Annotated in this window: 21 protein-coding genes and 1 pseudogene; 13 read left to right on the forward strand and 9 right to left on the reverse strand. The window is 66.7% G+C overall.

What is annotated here, in order from left to right:
- Positions 1-456 (forward strand): annotated as a pseudogene (locus CBY09_RS00005) (methyl-accepting chemotaxis protein); the annotation flags it as partial.
- A 69-nt stretch (positions 457-525) separates the two neighbouring features.
- On the opposite strand, the gene recJ reads toward CBY09_RS00005, so the two are convergent.
- Both recJ and CBY09_RS00015 read right to left on the reverse strand, forming a co-directional pair.
- Positions 526-2,241, reverse strand: a complete 1,716-nt coding sequence (gene recJ / locus CBY09_RS00010; RefSeq protein WP_094285341.1) for a single-stranded-DNA-specific exonuclease RecJ — start codon at positions 2,239-2,241, stop codon at positions 526-528.
- Positions 2,238-3,194, reverse strand: coding sequence for a phosphoglycerate mutase (locus CBY09_RS00015; protein ID WP_094285342.1), 957 nt, complete (start codon positions 3,192-3,194; stop codon positions 2,238-2,240). Before CBY09_RS00015 ends, recJ begins: the two co-directional genes overlap by 4 nt.
- Positions 3,195-3,275: 81 nt before the next feature.
- Here CBY09_RS00015 and CBY09_RS00020 point away from each other — a divergent pair, with 81 nt between their 5' ends.
- The gene (locus CBY09_RS00020; protein WP_094285343.1) at positions 3,276-4,529 is read left to right on the forward strand and encodes a lipoprotein-releasing ABC transporter permease subunit; all 1,254 of its coding nucleotides are present in this window, start codon (positions 3,276-3,278) and stop codon (positions 4,527-4,529) included.
- Entirely contained in the window at positions 4,522-5,268 is a 747-nt protein-coding gene (gene lolD, locus CBY09_RS00025; RefSeq protein ID WP_094285344.1) for a lipoprotein-releasing ABC transporter ATP-binding protein LolD, read from the forward strand. The genes CBY09_RS00020 and lolD overlap by 8 nt, the downstream gene beginning before the upstream one ends.
- Positions 5,269-5,295: 27 nt before the next feature.
- On the opposite strand, the gene CBY09_RS00030 is transcribed toward lolD, so the two are convergent.
- The 5 genes from CBY09_RS00030 to CBY09_RS00050 all read right to left on the reverse strand — a co-directional run bounded on the left by CBY09_RS00030 (position 5,296) and on the right by CBY09_RS00050 (position 9,728).
- Positions 5,296-5,547 carry a hypothetical protein gene (locus CBY09_RS00030; RefSeq protein WP_063461349.1) on the reverse strand — a complete coding sequence of 84 codons (252 nt, stop codon included), beginning with the start codon at positions 5,545-5,547 and terminating at the stop codon, positions 5,296-5,298.
- A 90-nt stretch (positions 5,548-5,637) separates the two neighbouring features.
- The gene (locus tag CBY09_RS00035; RefSeq protein WP_094285345.1) at positions 5,638-6,681 is read right to left on the reverse strand and encodes a VWA domain-containing protein; all 1,044 of its coding nucleotides are present in this window, start codon (positions 6,679-6,681) and stop codon (positions 5,638-5,640) included.
- Between the two features lie 11 nt (positions 6,682-6,692).
- A complete protein-coding gene (locus CBY09_RS00040; RefSeq protein WP_094285346.1) occupies positions 6,693-7,721 on the reverse strand; it encodes a DUF58 domain-containing protein in 1,029 nt (342 codons plus the stop codon).
- Between the two features lie 9 nt (positions 7,722-7,730).
- Positions 7,731-8,750: an AAA family ATPase gene (locus CBY09_RS00045; protein WP_094285347.1), complete on the reverse strand. Its 1,020-nt coding sequence runs from the start codon at positions 8,748-8,750 to the stop codon at positions 7,731-7,733.
- Between the two features lie 24 nt (positions 8,751-8,774).
- A complete protein-coding gene (locus CBY09_RS00050) occupies positions 8,775-9,728 on the reverse strand; it encodes a S1C family serine protease (protein ID WP_094285348.1) in 954 nt (317 codons plus the stop codon).
- A gap of 180 nt (positions 9,729-9,908) precedes the next feature.
- Between CBY09_RS00050 and CBY09_RS00055 the strand changes: the two genes are divergently transcribed.
- From CBY09_RS00055 to CBY09_RS00090, 8 genes are all read left to right on the forward strand, one after another.
- The gene (locus tag CBY09_RS00055; RefSeq protein ID WP_094285349.1) at positions 9,909-10,766 is read left to right on the forward strand and encodes a TatD family hydrolase; all 858 of its coding nucleotides are present in this window, start codon (positions 9,909-9,911) and stop codon (positions 10,764-10,766) included.
- Positions 10,767-10,861: 95 nt separating this feature from the next.
- Positions 10,862-11,437: a DNA-deoxyinosine glycosylase gene (locus CBY09_RS00060; protein ID WP_094285350.1), complete on the forward strand. Its 576-nt coding sequence runs from the start codon at positions 10,862-10,864 to the stop codon at positions 11,435-11,437.
- A gap of 9 nt (positions 11,438-11,446) precedes the next feature.
- Complete coding sequence (locus CBY09_RS00065) at positions 11,447-12,211, forward strand: class I SAM-dependent methyltransferase (protein WP_094285351.1); 765 nt, start codon at positions 11,447-11,449, stop codon at positions 12,209-12,211.
- A gap of 12 nt (positions 12,212-12,223) precedes the next feature.
- Positions 12,224-14,017, forward strand: a complete 1,794-nt coding sequence (gene tfpB, locus CBY09_RS00070) for a type IV pilus assembly ATPase TfpB (protein ID WP_094285352.1) — start codon at positions 12,224-12,226, stop codon at positions 14,015-14,017.
- Positions 14,018-14,192: 175 nt separating this feature from the next.
- A complete protein-coding gene (locus tag CBY09_RS00075; protein ID WP_094285353.1) occupies positions 14,193-14,681 on the forward strand; it encodes a tripartite tricarboxylate transporter TctB family protein in 489 nt (162 codons plus the stop codon).
- 15 nt (positions 14,682-14,696) lie between these two features.
- Positions 14,697-16,208 carry a tripartite tricarboxylate transporter permease gene (locus CBY09_RS00080; protein ID WP_094285354.1) on the forward strand — a complete coding sequence of 504 codons (1,512 nt, stop codon included), beginning with the start codon at positions 14,697-14,699 and terminating at the stop codon, positions 16,206-16,208.
- A gap of 165 nt (positions 16,209-16,373) precedes the next feature.
- A complete protein-coding gene (locus CBY09_RS00085; RefSeq protein WP_240515542.1) occupies positions 16,374-17,630 on the forward strand; it encodes a DUF3422 family protein in 1,257 nt (418 codons plus the stop codon).
- A 240-nt stretch (positions 17,631-17,870) separates the two neighbouring features.
- Complete coding sequence (locus tag CBY09_RS00090) at positions 17,871-18,755, forward strand: DMT family transporter (protein WP_094285356.1); 885 nt, start codon at positions 17,871-17,873, stop codon at positions 18,753-18,755.
- 42 nt (positions 18,756-18,797) lie between these two features.
- Here CBY09_RS00090 and CBY09_RS00095 read toward each other — a convergent pair whose 3' ends face one another.
- Positions 18,798-19,790, reverse strand: coding sequence for a M48 family metalloprotease (locus CBY09_RS00095; RefSeq protein WP_240515518.1), 993 nt, complete (start codon positions 19,788-19,790; stop codon positions 18,798-18,800).
- Positions 19,791-19,800: 10 nt separating this feature from the next.
- Positions 19,801-20,421, reverse strand: a complete 621-nt coding sequence (locus tag CBY09_RS00100) for an SH3 domain-containing protein (RefSeq protein ID WP_094285358.1) — start codon at positions 20,419-20,421, stop codon at positions 19,801-19,803.
- A 64-nt stretch (positions 20,422-20,485) separates the two neighbouring features.
- Between CBY09_RS00100 and CBY09_RS00105 the strand changes: the two genes are divergently transcribed.
- A complete protein-coding gene (locus CBY09_RS00105) occupies positions 20,486-21,325 on the forward strand; it encodes an SDR family oxidoreductase (protein WP_094285359.1) in 840 nt (279 codons plus the stop codon).
- A 181-nt stretch (positions 21,326-21,506) separates the two neighbouring features.
- Entirely contained in the window at positions 21,507-22,607 is a 1,101-nt protein-coding gene (locus tag CBY09_RS00110) for a TRAP transporter substrate-binding protein (RefSeq protein WP_094285851.1), read from the forward strand.
- The last annotated feature ends 4 nt before the right edge of the window (positions 22,608-22,611 follow it).

Raw genomic sequence — 22,611 nt, forward strand, 5'->3', positions numbered from 1 at the left:
GAAGAAATTGTGGCCAGCGTGCAGCGCGTGAGCGACCTGATCGGGGAGATCACGGCATCGTCCACCGAGCAGCGCGACGGCATCGCCCAGGTGAACCAGGCGGTCACGCACCTCGATCAGATGACGCAGCAGAACGCAGCGCTGGTGGAGGAGTCAACAGCCGCAGCCGCCTCGATGCGCGACCAGGCGCAGCGGCTGGCGGAGGTGGTGTCGGTGTTCAATGTGGGCGCGGTGGCCGCGCGGGCCCCGGCAGTGGCGCCCCGGGCAGCACCAGCGCCTGCGCCCCGGCCTGCGGTGGCCAAGGCGACGGCCAACGCTCCGCGCGTGGCGTCTGCAGCAGCCCCCAAGGCACCTGCGCCAGCACCGGCACGCCTGCCTGCCGCCAAAGCCTCGTCACCCGCGCCCGCCGCCAAGGCGGCAGCGCAGGGAGGCGATGACGATTGGGAAAGCTTCTGAAGACAGGGTTGCCCGCGCTTGGCAGCTCAGCGCGGGGGCGGATCTTTTACAGACCCGCCGCGCAGCGGGCTAGACCTCCGCGCCTTCCACCAGAAACTGCACCTTGCGTTCACCCTTCCACTCGTTCACGTCGAGGCGGAAGGCCAGCAGCACGCGCGCGGGCAACTGCTCGGTGTGGCCGAACCAGATGGCGTCCACGGGGTTGCCCTGGTGGATGAGCTTGAGCGACAGGTGGTTCTTGGCCTCGCCCACCAGGCGCTGGCTCACGATCTGCACTTCTTCGCTGAAGGTGGGCGGCGCAAAACCCTGGCCCCAGACCTCGCGATGCAGGGTGTCCACGATGTCGGCACGGCAGTATTCGGGGGCCAGCGGGCCGTCGGTTTCGATGCGGCGGGTGAGGGTGGCGGCGTCCAGCCATTCTTGCGCGACCTGGGCAAAGGCCTGCTCGAACACGTCGAACGATTCCTCGGCCACGGTGCAACCCGCCGCCATGGCGTGGCCGCCAAATTTGAGGATCACGCCCGGGTGGCGCTTGGCCACCAGGTCGAGTGCGTCGCGCAGATGAAAGCCGGGGATGGAGCGGCCCGAGCCTTTGAGCTCATGCTCCTTGCCCGGCGCACTGCTCGCGGCAAACACGAACGTGGGGCGGTGCAGCTTGTCCTTGATGCGGCTGGCCACGATGCCGACCACGCCCTCGTGGAAGTCGGGGTCGAACACGCTGATGGCTGGGGGCGGCTCTTCGCTTTCGTCGAACAGGCTCTCGGCCATGAGCATGGCCTGCTCGCGCATGCCGCCCTCGATCTCGCGGCGCTCGCGGTTGATGCCGTCGAGTGTGCTGGCGAGTTCTGCGGCGCGGCCTGCGTCGTCGGTCAGCAGGCATTCGATGCCCAGCGTCATGTCTGCCAGCCGCCCGGCAGCGTTGATGCGTGGGCCTAAAGCGAAACCAAAATCGAAGGTGGTGGCGGCGGGCGCCTTGCGGCCTGCGGCATGGAAGAGCGCAGCGATGCCTGCGGGCATCTGGCCCATGCGAATGCGTTTGAGGCCCTGGGCGACCAGGCGGCGGTTGTTGGCGTCGAGCCTGACCACGTCGGCCACGGTGCCCAGCGCCACCAGGGTGAGCAGCGGGTCGAGCTTCGGTTGGCTGGCGGCGTCAAACACGCCGCGCGCGCGCAACTCGGCGCGCAGCGCCAACAGTGTGTAGAACATCACGCCCACCCCGGCCATGGACTTGCTCTCGAACGTGCAGCCGGGCTGGTTGGGGTTGACGATGGCATCGGCCGCCGGCAGCGCCGGGCCGGGCAGGTGGTGGTCGGTGACGAGCACCTGCAGGCCCAGGGCTTTGGCTTCGGCCACGCCTTCGACGCTGGCGATGCCGTTGTCCACGGTGATGAGCATGTCGGCGCCGCGCTCGGCCACACGGCGGGCGATGGGGGGCGTGAGGCCGTAGCCGTCCGTCACGCGGTCGGGCACCAGGTAGTCCACGTTCCGGGCGCCCAGCAGGCGCAGGCCGCGCACGCCCACGGCGCAGGCGGTGGCGCCGTCGCAGTCGTAGTCGGCCACGATGACCAGGCGCTGGTTCTGCGCCATGGCGTCGGCCAGCAGGCGGGCGGCGGCGTCGATGCCCTTCAATCCCGAAGGGGGCAGCAGGCGGCCCAGGCCGTCGTCCAGCTCCTCATGGGCGCGCACACCGCGTGCAGCGTACAGGCGGGCCAGCAGCGGGTGCACACCGGCCTGCTCCAGCGCCCAGGCGGCGCGGGGGGGAATGTCTCTTGCTACTATTTTCATAGCTTGTGGAGCATGTCTGCCGCGCGCAGGGGCCTGAAAAAGCCTTGAAAACGCTGTGCCAGCGAGCGGGGCGCGTTGTGAAAAGTCCGTGCATTGCGCTCGCCGCACAGCGTGAGCATCACAGGCGCGCCTGCCTCGGCCTGGCGCAGCAGCCCGGCCACAGGGCCCGCGTCCAGCGCGGCCCAGGCCTGGGCCCATGCGCGCCAGTCTTCGCGCAGCGCGGCATCGCGCAGCGGGGTGGGCATGGAGGGGGCGGCGGAAGGGGCGGGCACCGGCTGGGGCAGCGCGCCCGCGCCATGCACCCAGAACGAGTTGACCACCGGCAGCCCGCGCGCCGTGCGCTCGTCGTTGAAGGCGTGGGTGTAGAGCAGCATCTGCATCTCGCTGTGCAGGCGGTGCAGGGTGCGGGCCTGCTTGGCGTCGGGCATCCAGGCGCGCACGTCGCGCAGCAGCACCCGTTCCAGCGAGGCGGTGGCCAGGTTGGCAAACAACGGGCCGCTGGCGAGCCAGCGCGTGGGCTGGTCGTAGTGCAAGGTGATGCCGTCTTCGGCAAACCAGGGCGCCACGATGGCCAGCAGGGCGCGCGATGCGGACTCATGAAGGCCCAGTTGCTCCGGGTCGCGCAGCGTGACGTGGTCGGTGGTGACCTGCCACTGGCAGGGGGTGACAAAGGCCCAGGCTTCGCCATTCGTCGAAAGACCTTGCTGGTGGCGGTGCCAGGCGGCCCAGGGGATGCGGCCGTCCTCGGCAGGCAGGCCCAGGGCCCGGGCCAGGGCGCGTTCGTGCGGGGGGGTGAAGCTGGTTTCTTCGCCGTCGTCGCTCTGGGCGGGGTGGGGGCTGAGCCGGGCAAGGAGCCGGTCCAGGTGGGGCAGGGCGAGGCCCTGTTGGGCTTGCTGGCATCCCTCGGATGCGCTCGCGGCGCCAGGAATGAGCAAATGGGTGGTGTCCGACATCCCCCTATTGTCCGGGATGCCACAATCTGCCCCGGCCCGGCCCCCGGCATTCCGCTGGGGCGAGGCCTTCTTTCCCATTCCATGAAAATCCCCTACGAACTGGCCCTGGGCTGGCGCTACACGCGCGCGGGCCGCGCCACGCGGCGCAATGGCTTTATCTCGTTCATCTCGGGCGTGTCCATGCTGGGCATTGCGCTCGGGGTGGCGGCACTCATCATCGTGCTCAGCGTGATGAACGGCTTTCAAAAGGAAGTGCGCGATCGCATGCTCAGCGTGGTCTCGCACATTGAGATCTTTGCCCCGCAAGGCGCTGCGCTGCCCGACCCGGCGCGCACGCTGGCCGAGGCCAAACAGAACCCCAACGTGATCGGTGCCGCCCCCTTTGTGGCGGCGCAGGCCCTGCTGGCGCGGGGCGAGGACATGAAGGGTGCGCTGGTGCGCGGCATCGACCCGGCGCTGGAAGGCGCGGTGACCGACCTGGCCGCCACCAACGAGAAAACGCTGAACCTGCTGGTGCCCGGCGAATTCCGCGTGGTGCTGGGCGGCGAGCTGGCCCGTGCCCTGGGCGTGCGTGCGGGTGATGTGGTCACGGTGATTGCGCCCGCAGGCCAGGTCACCCCGGCCGGTGTGGTGCCGCGCCTCAAGCAGATGACGGTGGCGGGCACGTTCGACTCGGGCCACTATGAATACGACTCGGCGCTGGTGCTGCTGCACCATGAGGATGCGCAGCGCATCTTCCGCCTGGAGGGCCCCACGGGCGTGCGCCTCAAGCTCAAGGACCTGCACCAGGCGCGCGAGGTGGCGCAGCAACTGGCGGGGAGCCTGAGCGGCATGCTGCTGATCCGTGACTGGACGCAGCAGAACCGCACCTGGTTTGCCGCCGTGCAGCTCGAAAAACGCATGATGTTCATCATCCTCACGCTCATCGTGGCCGTGGCGGCATTCAACCTGGTGTCCACGCTGGTGATGACGGTGACCGACAAGCGCGCCGACATCGCCATCCTGCGCACGCTGGGCGCCAGCCCGAAAAGCATCATGGGCATCTTCGTGGTGCAAGGTGCCATGGTGGGCGTGATCGGCACGGCCGTGGGCCTGCTGCTGGGTCTGGGCATTGCGTTCAACATCGACGTGATCGTGCCCGCCATCGAAAAGGCGCTGAACGCGAGCTTTTTGCCCAAGGACATCTACCTCATCAGCAAGATGCCCAGTGAGCCACAAAGCAGCGACATCGTGCCCATCGGGCTCATCTCCCTGGTGCTGGCCTTCGTGGCCACCCTGTACCCGAGCTGGCGCGCCAGCCGTGTGAACCCTGCCGAAGCTTTGCGCTATGAATAATGTAGCTATCAACCCAATACCATCAGGCGGTAACGGCCAAAATGGTTTGAAAAATGGTGCGGTGGTACTGGAGGCGAAGGGCCTGACCAAGCGCTTTACCGAAGGCCGCCTGGACGTGACCGTGCTGCAAGGCGTGGATCTGCAGGTGCATGCGGGCGAAACCCTGGCCATTGTTGGTGCATCGGGCTCGGGCAAGAGCACCTTGCTGCACCTGCTGGGCGGGCTGGATGCGCCCACGGCCGGGTCGGTGCGGCTCAAGGGAGCCGAGCTGTCGGCGCTGTCGCCCCAGGAGCAGGGCCAGTTGCGCAACCAGCACCTGGGCTTTATCTACCAGTTTCACCACCTGTTGCCCGAGTTCAGCGCGTTGGACAACGTGGCCATGCCGCTGCGCATCCGCCGCATGCCTTCTGAACAGGCCCACCAGGCGGCCGAGCAGGTACTGGCGGCCGTGGGCCTGAAGGCGCGCGTGCACCACCGTCCGGCCGAGTTGTCGGGCGGCGAGCGCCAGCGTGTGGCCATTGCGCGCGCGCTGGTCACGCGGCCGGCCTGTGTGCTGGCCGATGAGCCCACCGGCAACCTGGACCGGGCCACGGCCGATGGCGTGTTCGAGCTGATGCTCCAGCTTGCGCGCGACCACGGCACGGCGTTTGTGATGGTGACGCACGACGAATCTCTGGCCGCGCGCTGCGGCCGCGTGGTGCGGATTGCAGAAGGAAAGCTGCAGGCGCCACGCGCCTGATCGCTCCGGCTGGATAGGCGCGCCGGTTCAGATCCCGAGGATCTTCTTGGCCTCGGCCAGCGCCTTCATTGAATCGTCGTGTTTGCCCGCCTTGTGGTGGGTTTCGCCATCGGCGCGCAGCTGTTTGACCTTGGCCGCGTTGTCGGCCGACAGGCTGGGGTTGGTGGCCAGCTTGGCGTCGATGGCCTTCATCTCGTTGGGGCAGTTGTGGGCCAGCGCCATGCCTGCGGCAGTGGCCAGAAGGGCGGCCAGGGCCGTGGTGCGGATCAGGGAACGCATGGAATGATCTCCTTTGTGCGAATACCAGGGCCGACGGATGGGAGTGCCGAGGCAGGGGCCCTGTGCCTGCGCCCGGCGGGGCTCGGGGGGCTACATCACCCGTCCGTACCACCACACCGACAGCGCCGCCGCCAGCAGGGCCAGCACAGCGCCCGCCAGCGCGAGCAGGGCGGAAATTTCGGTTTCGCGCTTCTCCACCGTCAGGCGTGAGCTGAGGGTCTGGTAGACCTTCTTGAGGTCGGCCGCCGTGGCGGCATGGAAATATTCGGCGTTGGTGCGCGCGGCCACGGCTTTCAGCGTCTCTTCGTCCAGCCGTACGCGCATGGACCAGCCTTCAAATCCAATGGTCTCACCTTGCACTGTGCCCACGCCCACGGTGTATACGCGCACGCCGCGGTCGGCCGCCCACTTGGCGGCTTCGAGCGGGTCCACGCCCGTGGTCCGCTGCCCGTCGGTCAGCATGATGATGGCGGCCGAGTTGTACGAGCCCGGTGCCACGGGGGTGAAGGGCTTGGCCGGGTCCTGCTTGCCGATTTCGTCGATGGGCTTGGGGCGCATGGCCTGGCGGCCGCCCAGCGCGGCGATGTCGATGCCCGCGTCCGGAAAAATGGTGGCCAGCGACAGCATGATGCCGTTGCCTGTGGCCGTGCCGCGCTGCAGCTGAAAACTGTCGATGGCCTTGACGAGGTCCTCGCGGCTTTGGGTGGGCAGCTGTGCCAGCTGGGCGCTGCCCGCAAAGGCCACGATGCCCACGCGCACATGGCGGGGCAGCTCGGCAATGAAGGCCTTGGCAGCATTCTGGGCGGCGGTGATGCGGTCGGGCTCCACATCGGCCGCGCGCATGCTGCCCGAGACATCCATGGCCAGCATGATGGTCTGGTCTTGCGAGGGCAGGGTGATCACCGCCAGTGGCCGCGCGGCGGCCAGCAGCAGCGCGATGAGGGCCAGCAGAAAGAGTGCGGGCGGGATGTGGCGCTGCAGGCGCTGGCCGGGGCCCTGGGCCTCGCGCACCAGCGACAGGCTGGAGTAGCTCAGCGCGGTCTTCTTGCGCCGGTGCAGCAGCCACCAGTACAGCAGCACCAGCAGGGGCGCAACCAGCAGCAGCCAGAGCAGGGTGGGCCAGAGAAAAACCATGGTGCGGGTCCTCAGGTGGCGTAGTGGGGGTGGGGCGCGGTGGAGGCTGCCGTTGCGCGGGGCGCCCGCACGCGGCGCTGGCGCAGGTCCATGAAGCGCAGCAGGGCGTCCACCAGGTCGTCGTCGGTGCACAGCTCCAGCGTGTCGGCCCCGGCGCGCGCCAGGCCGTCGCGCAGTGTCGCCTCGCGCTCGGCCGCCAGCTGTGCAAAGCGGCGGCGGAAGGCTGCATCGTGGGTGTCCACCTGCAGTTGCTCGCCGCTTTCGGCGTCGTGCAGGGTAATCAGACCCAGGTCGGGCAGCTCCAGCTCCAGCGGGTCGAGCAGCCGCACGGCCACCACGTCGTGGCGCTGGGCCAGTTGCGCCAGGGGCTTCTCCCAGCCCGGAGCGCTGATGAAGTCGGACACCACAAACACGGTGGCGCGGCGGCGCAGGTTGGCCAGACCGGTTTGCAGCAGCCGGTGCAGCTCGGTGGCCGCACCGCCGCCTTTGGGCTGGGGCGTGGCGGGCGGGGTAGGGGCCAGCAGGCGGTGCACCAGGTGCAGCACATGGGCGCGGCTGCTGCGGGGTGGCAGCACAGCGTCTACCGCGCGTTCGGCCTGGTGGCTGGCGCCGCCGTACAGCATGGCGCCCACGCGGTTGCCGTGGCGTGTGAGCAGGCGCGAGAGCACGGCCACAAAGCCGGTGAGGATGTCGCGTTTGGCACGCCCTTCCGGTCCAAAGCTGATCGAGGGGCTCAGGTCCAGCAGGAACCAGGCGGTCATCTCGCGGTCTTCGGTGAACACGCGTACATGGGGCTGGTTCAGGCGGGCGGTCACGTTCCAGTCAATGTGCCGCACGTCGTCGTGTGGCTGGTACTCGCGCAGGTCGGCCAGGTCCAGCCCGCTGCCGCGCATCAGGGTGCGGTAGTCGCCTTGCAGCAGACCATCGAGGCGGCGGATGACCTTCCACTCCAGCTCGCGCAGCAGCCGGTCGGCCTGCCCGGGCAAGGTCGGCAGGGTGTGGACTGTGGCGGAAGGGGTGTTGGGCGACTTGTTGCTCATGGTGCAGACTCAGGCCACTTTTTGTTCGTGGTGCAAAGGCCGCGCGGGCGCAGGAATCTTGGCCATGATGCGCTGGATGAGTGCGTCGGCATCCAGCCCTTCGGACAGCGCCTCATACGACAGCGCAATGCGGTGGCGCAGCACATCGGCAGTCAGGTCGGTCATGTCTTCGGGCAGCACATAGTTGCGCCCGCGCAGCATGGCCAGGGCCTGGGCACCCTCGGCCAGGGCTATGGTCGCGCGGGGGCTGGCGCCACAGGCGATGAAGCCGGCCAGGTCTTTGAGGCCATGCTTGGCGGGCACCCGCGTGGCGGCCACCAGTTTCACCGCGTGTTGCAGCAGGGAAGGGTCCACATACACCGTGCGGCATTCGGCCTGCAGCGCCGCCAGCTGGGCGGTGGTGGCCACGGGCAGCACCTGCACGGGCTTGTCCAGCGCGCGCTGGGCGATCACAAACTCTTCTTCTTCGGTGGGGTAGTCGATCAGCACTTTCATCATGAAGCGGTCCACCTGCGCCTCGGGCAGCGCGTAGGTGCCCTCGGTCTCGATGGGGTTCTGCGTGGCCATCACCAAGAAGGGCTCGGGCACCTTGTGGGTTTCGCCCGCAATCGTGACCTGGCGCTCCTGCATCACCTCCAGCAGCGCGCTCTGCACCTTTGCCGGCGCGCGGTTGATTTCGTCGGCCAGCAGCAGATGGGTGAACACGGGGCCCAGCGTGGTGCTGAATTCGCCCGTTCTCTGGTTGTACAAACGTGTGCCCACCAGGTCGGCGGGCACCAGGTCGGGCGTGAACTGGATGCGCTTGAAGCTGCCCTGGATGGTGCTGGCCAGCGTCTTGACGGTGAGCGTCTTGGCCAGGCCCGGCACGCCTTCGACCAGCAGGTGGCCCTGGGCGAGCATGGCGACCATGACGCGCTCCAGAAAGCGGTCCTGGCCTACCACCACGCGTTTGACTTCGTAGAGCACCTGCTCCATGAGGGTGGCGGTGGCGGCGTTGTTCATGGCGCTGGGGGATGGTGTGGTATCCATGGTGCTCCTTGGGGACGGTCGGGGTCAGAAAGGGGGCATGCCAACGGCCGAGGCCGCGTTCTCGATAGGCACCGCAAACCCGATGCCGATGAAGGTGCGCGCGGGCGTGGGGTTGAGGATGGCGGTGACGATGCCCACCACTTCGCCATCGAGCGTGACCAGCGGGCCGCCCGAGTTGCCGGGGTTGGCCGCCGCGTCGAACTGGATCAGGTTGCTGAGCTGGCGCTTGCCCTCGGGCGAAGCGAATTCGCGCTGCAGGCCCGACACCACCCCGGCGGATGCCGAGGGGCCGATGCCAAAGGGGAAACCCACGGCCACCACGTGGTCGCCCGGGCGCAGGTTCTGGGTGGAGCGCAGGGTGGCGGCCTCCAGGTCATCGGGCACCTTGTGCGCCTGCAGCACGGCCAGGTCGTTCTCGGGCTGGGCACCGGTGATGCTGGCGGTGGTTTCCAGCCCGTCGTGGAAGGTGATGCCGATGCGGTCGGCGCCCGCCACCACATGCAGGTTGGTCAGGATGACGCCCTTGTCCACGATGACCACGCCCGTGCCGATGCCCCGCTCGACTTCTTCCTTGCCGTTCTTGCTGCGGCCGTAGCCCACCACGCGCACGATGGAGGGGGCGATGCTTTCTACGGCGCGGGCAGCGGCCGATGGCGGCGTGGTGGCTTCCAGCGTGCGCAGCACGGCGGCATCGATGTCGTCCTGGGTGATCTTGCGGGCAGGGCTGCGGCTGCTGTGCCAGGCGCTGGCTACCAACAGGGCTACCAAAAGCACCACGATGGTCCAGAGGGCCCACAGCTGGCGCCGCACGGCAGGAGCGTGTGGGGCTGCCGCCTGGTTCCGGGCCGCATCCTGCAGCGCGGGTGGCGCGTCGGCCGAGGGCTGGGCAGCGTTCGCAGGTGCTGCGGGTGCGGCCACCGGGGCGGGGGCACGGCTGCGGGCGGGGCGAGAGCTGCTGTAGAGGGCGGGCCGGGGCATCCTGTCACCTTTGCTCTGGGAGCCTGCGGGTGGTCTCGGGGCGTCCCCGGAAGCGCATTCGCAGGTTCAATTGCGCCGAGGGCTGGCGCACGCAAATGACGGTAGCACGGTTTGCCCGTAAATGCACACGCAGGGCTACCACCGCAGTGTGGACCGTGTCGCATGGGGCATCATCGGTGCATGACGACCGCCTGGATTGACACCCACTGCCATCTTGATGCGCCCGAATTCGATGCCGACCGCAGCGCGGTGCGCCGTGAAGCAATGGCGCGAGGGGTGGACCATTGCGTGATCCCGGCCGTGGAGCGCAGCAACTGGGAGACCGTGCGCCTGCTGGCGCACCAGCATGGGGACAGCTATGCGCTGGGCATCCACCCGCTCTACACCGGGCGTGCCGACGATGGGGACGTGGCGCTGTTGCAAGAGATGCTGGTCCAGCACCATGCCGACCCGCGCCTGGCGGCCATCGGCGAGATCGGCCTGGACTACTTCGTGCCGGGGTTGGACCCCACGCGGCAGGAGCGGTTTTACCGGGCCCAGCTGCAGCTGGCCCGCCGGTTCGACCTGCCGGTGATCCTGCATGTGCGCCGGTCGGCCGACAAGCTGCTCAAGGGCCTGCGGGACTTGCCGGTGCGTGGCGGCATTGCGCATGCCTTCAACGGGAGCTTGCAGCAGGCGCAGGCCTTCATCGGTCTGGGTTTCAAGCTCGGGTTTGGCGGCGCCATGACTTACGACCGCGCGTTGCAGCTGCGGGGCCTTGCGGCCGAGCTGCCCGAGGAGGCACTGGTCCTGGAGACCGACGCCCCCGACATCCCGCCCCACTGGCTTTACACCCCGGCCGCACAGCGGGCCGAGGGTCTGCCCCAGGGGCGCAATGCCCCGGCCGAGTTGCCGCGCATTGCCGAGGTGCTGGCGCAGCTGCGTGGCCAGCCCCTGGCGGCACTGGCCCAGGCCACCACGGCCAACGCCTGCGCGGCACTGCCCCGGCTGGTGCCCTTGCTGGCGTTGCGAGGCATTGACGGCGAAATTGAGGAGTAATTTGGGAGCTTTGGGCCGTGTGGTAAACGGTTTACAGCTATCTTTTTTTGCGGCCACCCCAAGGTGCTTGCGTGGTTTCGGTCCAGAATCGGCCCATGTCCGACCTCTGCGCCCCCAGCCTTGCGCCTGTTCCTGCTCCTGCTCCTGTTCGGTGGCAGGGCTTGCCACCCGTGGCGTCTGAAAAGACGGTGGTGCTGGTGCTGGGCAGTTTTCCGGGCGCGGCCTCCTTGCGGGCGCAGCAGTACTATGCCCACCCCCAAAACCATTTCTGGAAGATCCTGCAGGCCCTCTGGCCGCAGCATCCGCTGCCCGCAGCCGGGCCGGAGCATTACCTGCAGCGCTGCGACTGGCTGTTGGCGCGCGGGCTGGGGCTGTGGGATGTCTATGCCAGCTGCGAACGCGAAGGCAGCCTGGACACCAGCATCCGCAACCCCCTGGTCAACGACTTTGCCCGCTTGCTCGGGCGCTGTCCCCGGCTGGCGGCCGTGGCCCACAACGGCGCCGAGAGCTTCCGGCATGCCCCGGCGGTGCAGGCCAGCCTGGCGGCGCAGCACAGGCCGCCATTGCAGGCCGTGCGACTGCCATCGACCAGCCCGGCCAACGCGTCCTGGAGTTTTGACCGTAAATTGGCGGCCTGGGCGGCAGTGTTGTCGGCCCACCGCCTGCTTTGAACGCTTTGAATGACCCGCAAAAAAGAAAAACTGCAAGAGTTGCCCGAAGTCAGTGTGTCGGACGACGGTGAGGTGCGCCACCTGCACCTGGGTACACCGTGGATCCAGGGTTCCATGCGCATTGATGAGCCCTTTGCGCTGGAGTTGGAGTATGTGCAGCGCATGATGGCCTGGCTGCTGTTTGCCGACCTGGCGCAGGTGTCCAAGGGCCATGCCATGCAACTGGGCCTGGGGGCAGGCGCCATCACCAAGTTTTGCCACAAGAAGCTGCGCATCTGCAGCACGGCGATCGAGCTGAACCCGCAGGTGCTGGCCGTGTGTCGCCAGTGGTTCAAGCTGCCGCCCGATGGCCCCAAGCTGCGTGTGGTGCTGGCCGATGCGGCCAAGGAGATCCAGAACCCCATGTGGCTGGGCACGGTCGATGCGCTGGCGGTGGATCTCTACGACCACGAGGCCGCAGCGCCAGTTCTGGATAGCCCGGATTTTTATGCTGATTGCCGGGCGTTGCTGTCGGACACGGGCTGCATGACGGTCAACCTGTTCGGCCGTGCGTCCAGCTTTGACCGCAGCCTCCAGAGCATGGCCCAGGCCTTTGGCAGCGATGCGCTGTGGGCATTCAAGCCCACGCGCGAGGGCAACACGGTGGTGCTGGCGCAGCGCACGCCCTCCCGGCCCAAACGCGCGGAGCTGGCTGAACAGGCCGAAGCGATCCAGGCGCGCTGGGATCTGCCCACCACAAAATGGCTGCGGGCGTTCAAGCCGGTGGCGTCCTGAAAGGCTCTGGATATGACTGCATCCGTGGACACCCCTGGCCGTCTGAAGTCCGCGTCCCATCGCGGTCCGTTGGACTGGCGCCGCATGGTGCAGTGGCTCAGTGACGACCACGTGATCTCGCGCGAGGAAGCGCAGCGCACCATTGCCCGGTGTTCCCAGGCCGAAAGCTCGCAACATGCATTGGTGCGGCTTGCCAGCGTGGCCATGGCGCGTGCAAGCGACGGCAAACCCCTCGATATCGAGGCGCTGTCCGAGTACCTGGCCACGCGGGCGGGCCTGGACTACATGCGCATTGATCCGCTCAAAGTGGATGTGGGCCGTGTCGCCGACAGCATGAGCGCCACCTATGCCGAGCGCCACAAGGTGCTGCCCGTGCAGGTCTCGGCCAAAGAAGTGGTGGTGGCCACGGCCGAGCCCTTCATCGACGACTGGGTGGCCGAGGTGGAGCGCCAGTCTCGCCGCACGGTGCGTCGTGTGGTGGCCAACCCGCAGGACATCCACCGGTTCACGGCGGAGTTTTTTGCACTGGCCAAATCCGTGCGTGCGGCGCAGAAGGCGGGGGGCAATTCGGGCGGCAGCAGCTTTGAACAGCTGGTGGAGCTAGGCAAAAGCAACAAGCAGCTCGACGCCAACGACCAGGGTGTGGTCAAGGTGGTGGACTGGCTGTGGCAGTACGCGTTTGACCAGCGTGCAAGCGACATCCACCTGGAGCCGCGCCGCGAGCAGGGTGTGATCCGTTTTCGCATCGACGGTGTGCTGCACCCGGTCTACCAGATGCCCATGGGGGTGCACAACGCCATGGTGTCGCGCATCAAGCTGCTGGGCCGCATCGATGTGGTGGAAAAACGCCGCCCGCAGGACGGTCGCATCAAGACCCGCAACCCGCGCGGAGAAGAAGTGGAAATGCGCCTGTCCACGCTGCCCACCGCATTCGGCGAAAAGATGGTCATGCGGATCTTTGATCCGGACAACGCGGTCAAGGACCTGGATGCCCTGGGTTTTGCACAGCACGACGCACAGCGCTGGGAGGCGCTGGTCAAACGCCCGCACGGCATCATCCTCGTGACCGGGCCCACGGGCTCGGGCAAGACCACCACGCTGTACTCCACGCTCAAGCGTGTGGCGACCGAAGAGGTCAACGTGAGCACGGTGGAAGACCCGATTGAAATGATCGAACCCAGCTTCAACCAGACCCAGGTGCAGCCGCAGCTCGATTTCAACTTTGCCGAAGGCCTGCGTGCCCTGATGCGCCAGGATCCGGACATCATCATGGTGGGTGAAATCCGGGATCTGGAGACCGCAGAAATGGCCATCCAGGCTGCGCTCACGGGGCACCTCGTGTTTTCGACGCTGCACACCAATGATGCACCCAGTGCCATCACCCGCATGATGGAGCTGGGGGTGCCGCCCTACCTGCTCAACGCCACCTTGCTGGGCGTGCTGGCCCAGCGGCTGGTGCGTACGCTGTGCAAGCAGTGCAAACAGCGGGACGAAACGGCTTCGCGCGATGCGCTGGCCGAGGTCGTCAAGCCCTGGAAGATCAATGGCGCCTACCAGCCCTACAAACCCGTGGGTTGCGTGGACTGCCGCATGGGCGGTTACCGTGGGCGCATGGGGCTGTATGAATTGCTGACCGTGAGCGAAGCACTCAAGGACCGGATCACCCAGGCCCCATCCATCGACACCCTGCGCCGCCAGGCTGTGCAGGACGGCATGCGTCCGCTGCGTCTGGCGGGGGCGCTGCGGGTGGCCGAGGGGTTGACCACCATGGACGAAGTGATCGCGGCCACTCCCCCGCTGGAGTAACGCGCCCAGCGCCGTACAGGCGTCTCCCTGGGCAGCGGTTCGTGGTTCGCACGCGATGCTTTGCCCGCGCGGTGTGGCCATGGGGCGTTACTGGATGTAGGTGGAATCCACATTCGCGCGGGCCATGCTTGCACGCACAATCGCGCAGTCAAGATTTCCGCCTAGGAGACATTTCGTGAAAATCAAGAGTCAAAAAGACTTTTTTTCCGGCCTCATGTTCATGGGTGTCGGAGTGGCGTTTGCGTGGGGTGCAACCACGTACAACGTCGGCACTGGCGCCCGCATGGGGCCCGGCTATTTCCCCCTGTTGCTGGGTATCTTGCTCGCCATCATTGGCAGCGTGATCACCTTCAAAGCAGTCACGGTGGAGACCCAGGATGGCGACAAGATCGGCAAGTGGGCCTGGAAGCCGCTGTTCTTCATCCTGGCTGCCAACTTCGCGTTCGGCATCTTGCTGGGAGGATTGCCCAGCCTCGGGGTTCCGGCCATGGGCCTCATCGTGGGCATCTATGCATTGACCTTCATTGCGAGTCTGGCGGGTCAGGAGTTTCACGCGAAGTCCGTGTTCCTCCTGGCCACCGTGTTGGCCATTGGCAGTTATGTGGCATTCGTCTGGGCGCTCAAGCTGCAGTTCCCCGTGTGGCCCAGTTTCATCACGGGTTGAGCAGGAGCACCGACCATGGATTTGATTAACAACCTCTCGATGGGTTTTGGCGTTGCGTTCACGTTCCAGAACCTGATTTACTGTTTTGTCGGCTGTCTGCTGGGTACGCTGATTGGCGTGTTGCCCGGCATTGGCCCAGTGGCAACCATCGCCATGCTGCTGCCGGCCACCTATGCGCTGCCGCCCGTGGCTGCGCTGATCATGCTGGCGGGTATCTACTACGGCGCGCAATACGGTGGTTCCACTACCGCCATTCTGGTGAATCTGCCTGGCGAGTCGTCGTCGGTGGTGACCGTGATCGACGGCTACCAGATGGCGCGCAAGGGCCGCGCGGGCCCGGCGCTGGCGGCTGCCGGCCTGGGTTCGTTCTTTGCAGGCTGTGTAGGCACGCTGATCCTGGCGGCCTTCGCGCCTCCGCTGACCGAAGTCGCCTTCAAGTTCGGCCCGGCCGAGTATTTCTCGCTGATGGTGCTGGGCCTGATCGGCGCGGTGGTGCTGGCATCGGGCTCCCTGCTCAAGGCGGTGGGCATGATCGTGCTGGGCCTTCTGATGGGCCTGGTGGGTACCGACGTGAACTCGGGCGTGGCGCGCTTCAGCTTCGACATCCCTGAGCTGACCGATGGCATTGGCTTCGTGACCATCGCCATGGGCGTGTTCGGCTACGGTGAAATCATTGCCAACCTGTCGCGTCCCGACGAAGACCGCGAGGTGTTCACTGCCAAGGTGGAAGGACTCTTCCCCACCAAGGACGACTTCAAGCGCATGATTCCTGCCGTGCTGCGTGGCACCTCGCTGGGTGCTGCCCTGGGCATCTTGCCCGGTGGTGGTGCTCTGCTGGCCGCTTTTGCCGCCTACACGGTGGAAAAGAAGACCAAGCTGCAACCTGGCGAAGTGCCTTTTGGCCAAGGCAACATCCGTGGCGTGGCGGCTCCCGAGTCGGCCAACAACGCGGGCTCGCAGACCTCGTTCATCCCCCTGCTGACCCTGGGCATTCCACCCAACGCCGTGATGGCGCTGATGGTGGGCGCCATGACCATCCACAACATCCAGCCTGGTCCCCAGGTGATGACCAGCAACCCCGAACTGTTCTGGGGCCTGATCGCTTCGATGTGGATCGGCAATGCCATGCTGATCGTCCTGAACCTGCCGTTGATCGGCATCTGGATCAAGCTGCTCACAGTGCCCTACCGCTGGCTGTTCCCCTCGATCGTGTTGTTCTGCGCGGTGGGTGTGTACTCCACCAACAACAACACCTTCGATATCTGGATGGTGGGTGCGTTCGGCCTGATTGGCTACATTTTCTACAAGCTGGGTACCGAACCCGCGCCTTTGCTGCTGGGTTTCATCCTGGGCCCGATGATGGAAGAGAACTTGCGCCGTGCGCTGCTGCTCTCGCGCGGTGACTGGAGCGTGTTCGTGACGCGTCCGCTGTCGGCCGGCCTGCTGGCGGCTGCGGCCCTGCTGCTCATCATCGTGCTGCTGCCTGCCGTGAAGAACAAGCGCGAAGAAGCTTTTGTGGAAGATTGATCGCCCTCGGGCTTCCTGCTCCCCCTGACTGAACAACGGCACCTGAGGGTGCCGTTGTTTTTTGGGCAGAGGCATTCGTTTCTGGCTGCTGTTGCCGGTACACAATCGCAGGCAGAGGTCAGCATGCTCACACCATTCCATCCCGCGCAGCACCCCTACCGGGCCATGCTGCACAACGAAATCCACGCCCGCCCGCCCGAGGCGATGAATGCCCCCCTGGCCATTGCACACATCGTGATGCTGGCCGATGCGGCCGGGCGCGAGGCGAGCCGGGCCCATGTTGCCGCGCTTTTGCGCGACCATCACATGGCCCTGCCGGATGCGCACACCACCCATCTGCGGATGGACCTGGGCGCCTTTCGCATGCGCTGGGAGCTGCACACCGAGTTCGTCACCTGGACCTTCATGGTGCCCGCCCCCATGGAGGCTTTTGGCGAGCGCGAGCCCGCCAGCGCCATGGATGCCGTGCCCCACGACTGGCTGGCCGCTTTGCCCGGGCAGTGCCTGTGCAGTCTGAACCTGTGGGTGCTGCCGACGCACACCTTTGGCTCGGGTTCGCTGGTCAAACATGTGCTGCACGAGGACACGCTGGTAGCCTCCACCGTGGCCGATGGCCATGGCGAGGTCTACACCGACTTTGCGATCCATGCGGACGGTTTTTCGCGCATGGTGCTGCTGGCGGGTGGCATGACGCCAAGGCGCCTGGGGCGCCTGGTGCAGCGCCTGCTGGAAATTGAAACCTACCGCATGGCTGCCTTGCTGGGACTGCCCGCCGCCCGCGAAGCGGCCAGCGTCCTGGCCTTTGCCGAGCGTGAACTGGCTGAGCTGGCCAACGCCATCCGCACCGCCAACCGCGACGATGAGCCAGCCCTCCTGGACCGCCTGACCCGGCTGGCCGGGCAGGTAGAGAGCCAGTATGCGGCCTCGCATTCGCGATTTTCGGCCAGCAGTGCCTATTTTGAACTGCTGGACAAGCGCATCGAAGACATTGCCGAATCGCGCCTGGCGGGCATGCAGACCATCCGCGAGTTCATGGACCGGCGCCTGACCCCTGCACGCAGCACCTGCGAGTGGGCTGCGCGCCGCCAGGACGCACTATCGCAGCGTGTCTCGCGCATGAGCAACCTGCTGCGCACCCGCGTGGAGATCGAGCAGCAGCAAAGCAGCCAGGCACTGCTGACCACCATGAACCACCGGCAGGACCTGCAGCTCAAGATGCAGTCCACCGTGGAGGGACTGTCCGTGGCGGCCATCACCTATTACATCGTGGGTCTGGTGAGCTACCTAGCGAAAGGAGCGCAAAAGCTGGGCTGGCCCCTGTCGCCCGAAACCACTGCGGCCGTTGCCATTCCCGTGGTGGCTGTGGGCGTGTGGTGGTCGCTGCGGCGCCTGCATCACAAGGTGTTTCACAAGAACGGTTGAGCTGTCCAACGGAGCGATGAAGGGCCTGCGCCACTTCTGGCCATCGCTGATGAAGGGGGTGCCCACACAGAGCTTCGATGGCACTGGTAGGGGATGCCTGTCACACTCGGCGGCTAGCGATCAGCGTGTGCGCAGCGCGTTCAGCCCGCGCGTTTTCTGACAAAAAATCCAAGCCCCGTGTCGTCAGCCCCCTCTCCATCCGCGCAGGCCCCCACCCCGGCGCCTACTGCCAAGGCGCACATGGCCTCGGGCCTGCTGCTGGCGCTGGCAGGCTCCATTGCGTTCAGTGGCAAGGCCATCATTGTCAAGCTGGCGTACCGCCACGGCGTGGACGCTGTCACGCTCATCATGTACCGCATGCTGTTTGCGCTGCCCATCTTTGCCGTGATGGCCTGGTGGGCCAGCCGGGGCAAACCGCCCCTGAGCCGCAAGGACTGGCTGGGTGTGCTGGGTCTCGGGATCACGGGGTACTACCTGGCGAGTTTTCTCGACTTTGCCGGACTGGCCTACATCAGCGCCAGCCTGGAGCGGCTCATCCTGTACCTCAACCCCACCCTGGTCGTGGTGCTGGGCTGGCTGCTGTATGGCCGGGGCATCCGCTGGGTGCAGGCAGCGGGCATGCTGGTCAGCTACTGTGGGGTGGTGCTGGTGTTTGGCCACGAGGCCAACCTGCAGGGCACCAACGTGGCCTGGGGGGCGCTGCTGGTGTTTCTGAGTGCTGTGAGTTATGCCATCTATCTGGTCTACAGCGGCGAGATGGTGCAACGCCTGGGTTCCCTGCGCCTGGTGGGGCTGGCAACCACCGTGGCCTGCCTGTGCTGCCTGGCACAGTTTGTGGTGCTGCGGCCCCTGGAGGCTGCCGTGGTGGCGCCGGAGGTGATCTGGCTATCTGTCCTCAACGCCACGTTGTGCACGGCCGCGCCGGTGTTGATGGTGATGATGGCCATCGAGCGCATTGGCGCGGGCATGGCTGCCCAGGCGGGCATGGTGGGGCCGCTGTCCACCATCCTGATGGGGGTGTGGATTCTGAGCGAGCCCTTCACCGTATGGGTGGCGGCGGGCACGGCGCTGGTGGTGGCAGGGATTTTTGTGTTCACCCGCCTGGCGCGTCGCCCAGGGGCTTGAAGCGGGGCCGCCGCACCCTGGCAGCAGGGTGCTGGCGCCTCCTCACCCCGCCTTTTTGGCGGCGGGCGCTGGCCGGTTGGCAGGTGCGGGGGCGGCTGGTGCACCGCCTCCACCACCACCACCCAGGCGCTGCGCAATCGTGGCCCGGGAGCCCCCCAGCCCATCAAGCTGCCGACCCATGGACTGCTCCAGGTAGTCCAGGCGGGCCTGGGCGGCCGGGTGGGTGGACATGGTCAGCGTGAACATCGGGTTGTCCGGCGTCACGGTGCGCAGCTGCTGCAGCACCGACACCAGCCCGTACGGGTCGAACCCGGCCTTGGCCGCCATGGCCACGCCGCTGCGATCGGCTTCGAACTCATCGGACTGGCTCAGCCCTTTGGTGTAGACCGTGCGGAACAGCGACAGCAGCTGGTCTTTGACAAGCTGGCCCGCCACGTTGCTGGTGCGGATCTGTGAGGCCAGCAGCTGGGTGCCCACACCCGCCATGGCGCTTTGCCGGATGGCCTGCAGGTGGTGCTTGGCGGTCACGTGCGTAATCTCGTGCGCCAGGATGCCCGCAAGTTCGGATTCGTCGGCGCAGCGGTCGATCAGGCCCTTGGTCACGAACACGTAACCGCCGGGTGCGGCGAAGGCGTTGTACCCGGCGTCATCCAGCACCACAAAGGTCCAGGGCAGCCCGGGGCGGGGCGACTGCAGGCTGATCCAGCGGCCCAGGCGGTTCACGTAGCGTTGCAGCGCCATGTCCGGGTGGGCAGGCTTGGCGCCCAGCAGCAGGGCGGCCAACTGGCGGCCGATCTCGATCTCCTTGGGCTCGTCGATGTTGTTCAGCGACTGGGTCAGCAGGCTGATCAGGTCGTCCCCTTGCGCAGCCGGTGCGGCCTTGCCGCCCGTGATCGCCGAGCCCAGGCCGCCGCCCAGGGAGTTCAGCAGGTTGTTCATGACGTTCTGGCTGTGGGCCGCCAGGGGGACCGCCGCCAGGGCAGTCAACAGGGCGGCCACCCCTGCACAGCGCTTCCAGCCGAAGTTCCGGTGCATGTTCATCTCCTCAGTTCGGGCTGTAGTTGGGGTCGGACGGGTTGCCGGAACTGCCACCGGAGCGGCTGCCGGACCCACCGGACGGCAAGGCGGGCTGCGCCATGGCGGGCACGTCACGCGCCTGTAGCGACGCGGAACTGGCGAACTGGCGCGCCTGGTCGGCGTTCACCCGCATGCCTTCAACCTTGCCCACAGCGGCCGGGTTGGGTTGTGCCTTGGCAATGTCTTCAGCATCCAGGCCGCGAATGCCCACTGTGGAGGTTGCTGTGGTGGTGTTCGCGCCGCTGTTGCCGCCGAACAGCCCCCCGAGGCCTCGCAGGCCGCCGGTGGCGGTGTTGTTGCTGGCTGCTGCCGCGCCGGATTGGGGGCCCAGATCGAACATGTGCACCCAGCCTGTGGCGCCCTGGGGGGTGCTCACCTTGGTCCAGGGGCCTTTGCGCTCGCTGCTGCGTGTCACGACGGTGTTGGCCTCCAGCGGGGCGAGGCTGGCACCGTTGTCTGCAGGGCTGTCGCGCAACTGCGTGGCGCGCTTGATCACGGCACTTTCTTGGGCATGGGTGGCGCCAGTGACCAAGGCCAGCGCGACCCCCGCCAGTGAGGTGGCCAGAGCGTTAGGGTGCAGCCATTTCATGGTTCAACTCTCCATTTATGATTTGCCCACGCTATATGTATCAGTGTGCAACTTGGAGATTGTTATGGATTTGGGTATCGCAGGCAAATGGGCGCTGGTGTGTGGCGCCAGCAAGGGGCTGGGCTTTGGTTGTGCGCAGGCGCTGGTGCGCGAGGGCGTCAACGTGGTCATCAACGCCCGCAATGCCGGTGCACTGGATCAGGCTGCTGCCCGTTTGATAGCTGAATGTGCAAGCCAGGCGCGCGCAAAGGGGCTCAAAGAGTCCGAAGTTCAGGTGCCCCAGGTGCTGGCCGTGGCGGCCGACATCACCACCCCTGCCGGGCGCGAGGCCGTGTTCTCCGTGGCGGGGGGGCCTGGACGGGATTTCGACATCGTGGTGACCAACGCCGGGGGGCCGCCCACCGGTGACTTCCGCGACTGGAACCGCGACGCCTGGATCAAGGCGGTGGATGCCAACATGCTCACGCCCATCGAGCTCATCCAGGCCACGGTGGATGGTATGGCCGCGCGGGGCTTTGGCCGCATCGTCAACATCACGTCCAGTGCGGTGAAGGCGCCCATCGACATCCTGGGCCTGTCCAACGGCGCACGCAGTGGCCTCACAGGGTTTGTGGCGGGTGTGTCGCGCAGCAAGATCGCGGCGAGGGGCGTGACCATCAACAACCTGCTGCCTGGCAAGTTCGACACCGACCGCCTAGCGGCCACTGTGACGGCGGCTGCAGGCAAGGCGGGAAAAAGCGTGGAGGATGTCCGTGCCGTCCAGCAGGCGCAGATCCCGGCGGGCCGTTATGGCACGGCCGAAGAGTTTGGGGCGATCTGTGCCTTTTTGTGCAGCCAGCAGGCGGGCTACATGACCGGCCAGAACGTGCTGGCCGATGGTGGCGCCTACCCAGGCACCTTCTGACGGCACATGGTGGCCAGTGACGGGGGACAGCGGCTACCAGGCCCCTTCGGGAGACCGCATGGAGGGCAGGGGCAAGGCCATGCCATGCACCAGTTCTCTCGAAGGCTCACGCGTGGTGTTTTGCCGACAATTTGCCTTTGGGGCTGAAAAATTGGTGGAATACTGCTCGCCATTGTTTGCCATGTTCACCACCCCCCGCACCTTGATCTCCCACTTTCGCCGCCAGGCACTTCTTCTGTGTGCAGCGCTGGTTGCATGGGGCGGGGTGCACGCGGCCGATCCCCCTGGCAGCGGTGCGGCTACGCCATACAAGCTGCGCGTGGTGGGCGGGCTGGCAGGTGTGAACCAGTACACGCGCCAGGAGGAACCCTTCTGGAGCAAGGAGCTGTCCCGCCTCAGTGGCGGCAGGTTCCAGGCAGAGATCGTGCCGTTTGACCGGGCGGGGGTGCCCGGCAACGAAATGCTGCGCCTGCTGCAACTGGGGGTGGTGCCGTTTGGCACCACGCTGATGAGTTCATTCACCTCGCAATACCCCGAGTACACCGCCCCCGATCTGGCGGGCCTGAACCCCGACATCGCCACACTCAAGGCCACCCTGGGCGCCTTCCGCCCCTATCTGGAAAAAGCCTTGCGCGAGCAGCATGGTGTGGAGGCGCTGGCGATCTATGTGTACCCCGCGCAGGTGGTGTTCTGCAAGAAGCCGCTGCGTGCGCTGTCCGACCTGTCCGGGCGCCGCGTCCGGGTTTCGTCCTCCACGCAGGCCGACTTTGTGGGGGCACTGGGCGGCGTGCCGGTGCTGACCAGTTTCTCGCAGATCGTGTCCAGCTTGACGGCGGGCAATACCGAATGTGCGATCACGGGCACCATGTCGGGCAACATCCTGGGCCTGCCCACACTCACTTCCCATGTGCACACCCTGCCAGTGACCTGGGGCCTGGCCATCTTTGGCGCCAACCAGGCGGCCTGGGCGGGCCTGCCTGCCGACCTGCGCGAACTGCTCAAGCGCGAGCTGCCCCGGCTGGAGTCGGCCATCTGGGCCGAGTCTGAGCGGGAAACCGCTGAAGGCCTGGCGTGCAACCGGGGCGCACCCACCTGCACCGGCGGCACCAAGGGTGCGATGGTAGTGGTGCCTGCTTCGCCTCAGGATGAGCGCAGCCGCCAGGAGATCCTGGCCTCCACCGTGCTGCCGCGCTGGGTGCAGCGCTGTGGTGCGCGCTGCGCCCAGGCCTGGAACCAGACGATTGGCCCCGCGCGTGGCCTGCTGGCCGCGCCCGTCAAATAAATCA

Source organism: Acidovorax kalamii (assembly GCF_002245625.1).
Classification (GTDB): domain Bacteria; phylum Pseudomonadota; class Gammaproteobacteria; order Burkholderiales; family Burkholderiaceae_C; genus Acidovorax; species Acidovorax kalamii.

What these genes read in the sequence shown, in the direction of transcription:
- CBY09_RS00105 (WP_094285359.1), top strand. Translation starts at nt 20,486, where the DNA reads ATGGATTTGGGTATCGCAGGCAAATGGGCGCTGGTGTGTGGCGCCAGC.
- CBY09_RS00065 (WP_094285351.1), top strand. Translation starts at nt 11,447, where the DNA reads ATGACCCGCAAAAAAGAAAAACTGCAAGAGTTGCCCGAAGTCAGTGTG.
- CBY09_RS00035 (WP_094285345.1), bottom strand. Translation starts at nt 6,681, where the DNA reads ATGGTTTTTCTCTGGCCCACCCTGCTCTGGCTGCTGCTGGTTGCGCCC.
- CBY09_RS00020 (WP_094285343.1), top strand. Translation starts at nt 3,276, where the DNA reads ATGAAAATCCCCTACGAACTGGCCCTGGGCTGGCGCTACACGCGCGCG.
- CBY09_RS00030 (WP_063461349.1), bottom strand. Translation starts at nt 5,547, where the DNA reads ATGCGTTCCCTGATCCGCACCACGGCCCTGGCCGCCCTTCTGGCCACT.
- CBY09_RS00080 (WP_094285354.1), top strand. Translation starts at nt 14,697, where the DNA reads ATGGATTTGATTAACAACCTCTCGATGGGTTTTGGCGTTGCGTTCACG.
- CBY09_RS00015 (WP_094285342.1), bottom strand. Translation starts at nt 3,194, where the DNA reads ATGTCGGACACCACCCATTTGCTCATTCCTGGCGCCGCGAGCGCATCC.
- CBY09_RS00110 (WP_094285851.1), top strand. Translation starts at nt 21,507, where the DNA reads ATGTTCACCACCCCCCGCACCTTGATCTCCCACTTTCGCCGCCAGGCA.
- CBY09_RS00100 (WP_094285358.1), bottom strand. Translation starts at nt 20,421, where the DNA reads ATGAAATGGCTGCACCCTAACGCTCTGGCCACCTCACTGGCGGGGGTC.
- CBY09_RS00050 (WP_094285348.1), bottom strand. Translation starts at nt 9,728, where the DNA reads ATGCCCCGGCCCGCCCTCTACAGCAGCTCTCGCCCCGCCCGCAGCCGT.
- CBY09_RS00095 (WP_240515518.1), bottom strand. Translation starts at nt 19,790, where the DNA reads ATGCACCGGAACTTCGGCTGGAAGCGCTGTGCAGGGGTGGCCGCCCTG.
- tfpB (WP_094285352.1), top strand. Translation starts at nt 12,224, where the DNA reads ATGACTGCATCCGTGGACACCCCTGGCCGTCTGAAGTCCGCGTCCCAT.
- CBY09_RS00055 (WP_094285349.1), top strand. Translation starts at nt 9,909, where the DNA reads ATGACGACCGCCTGGATTGACACCCACTGCCATCTTGATGCGCCCGAA.
- CBY09_RS00040 (WP_094285346.1), bottom strand. Translation starts at nt 7,721, where the DNA reads ATGAGCAACAAGTCGCCCAACACCCCTTCCGCCACAGTCCACACCCTG.
- CBY09_RS00085 (WP_240515542.1), top strand. Translation starts at nt 16,374, where the DNA reads ATGCTGCACAACGAAATCCACGCCCGCCCGCCCGAGGCGATGAATGCC.
- CBY09_RS00045 (WP_094285347.1), bottom strand. Translation starts at nt 8,750, where the DNA reads ATGGATACCACACCATCCCCCAGCGCCATGAACAACGCCGCCACCGCC.
- lolD (WP_094285344.1), top strand. Translation starts at nt 4,522, where the DNA reads ATGAATAATGTAGCTATCAACCCAATACCATCAGGCGGTAACGGCCAA.
- recJ (WP_094285341.1), bottom strand. Translation starts at nt 2,241, where the DNA reads ATGAAAATAGTAGCAAGAGACATTCCCCCCCGCGCCGCCTGGGCGCTG.
- CBY09_RS00060 (WP_094285350.1), top strand. Translation starts at nt 10,862, where the DNA reads ATGTCCGACCTCTGCGCCCCCAGCCTTGCGCCTGTTCCTGCTCCTGCT.
- CBY09_RS00090 (WP_094285356.1), top strand. Translation starts at nt 17,871, where the DNA reads ATGGCCTCGGGCCTGCTGCTGGCGCTGGCAGGCTCCATTGCGTTCAGT.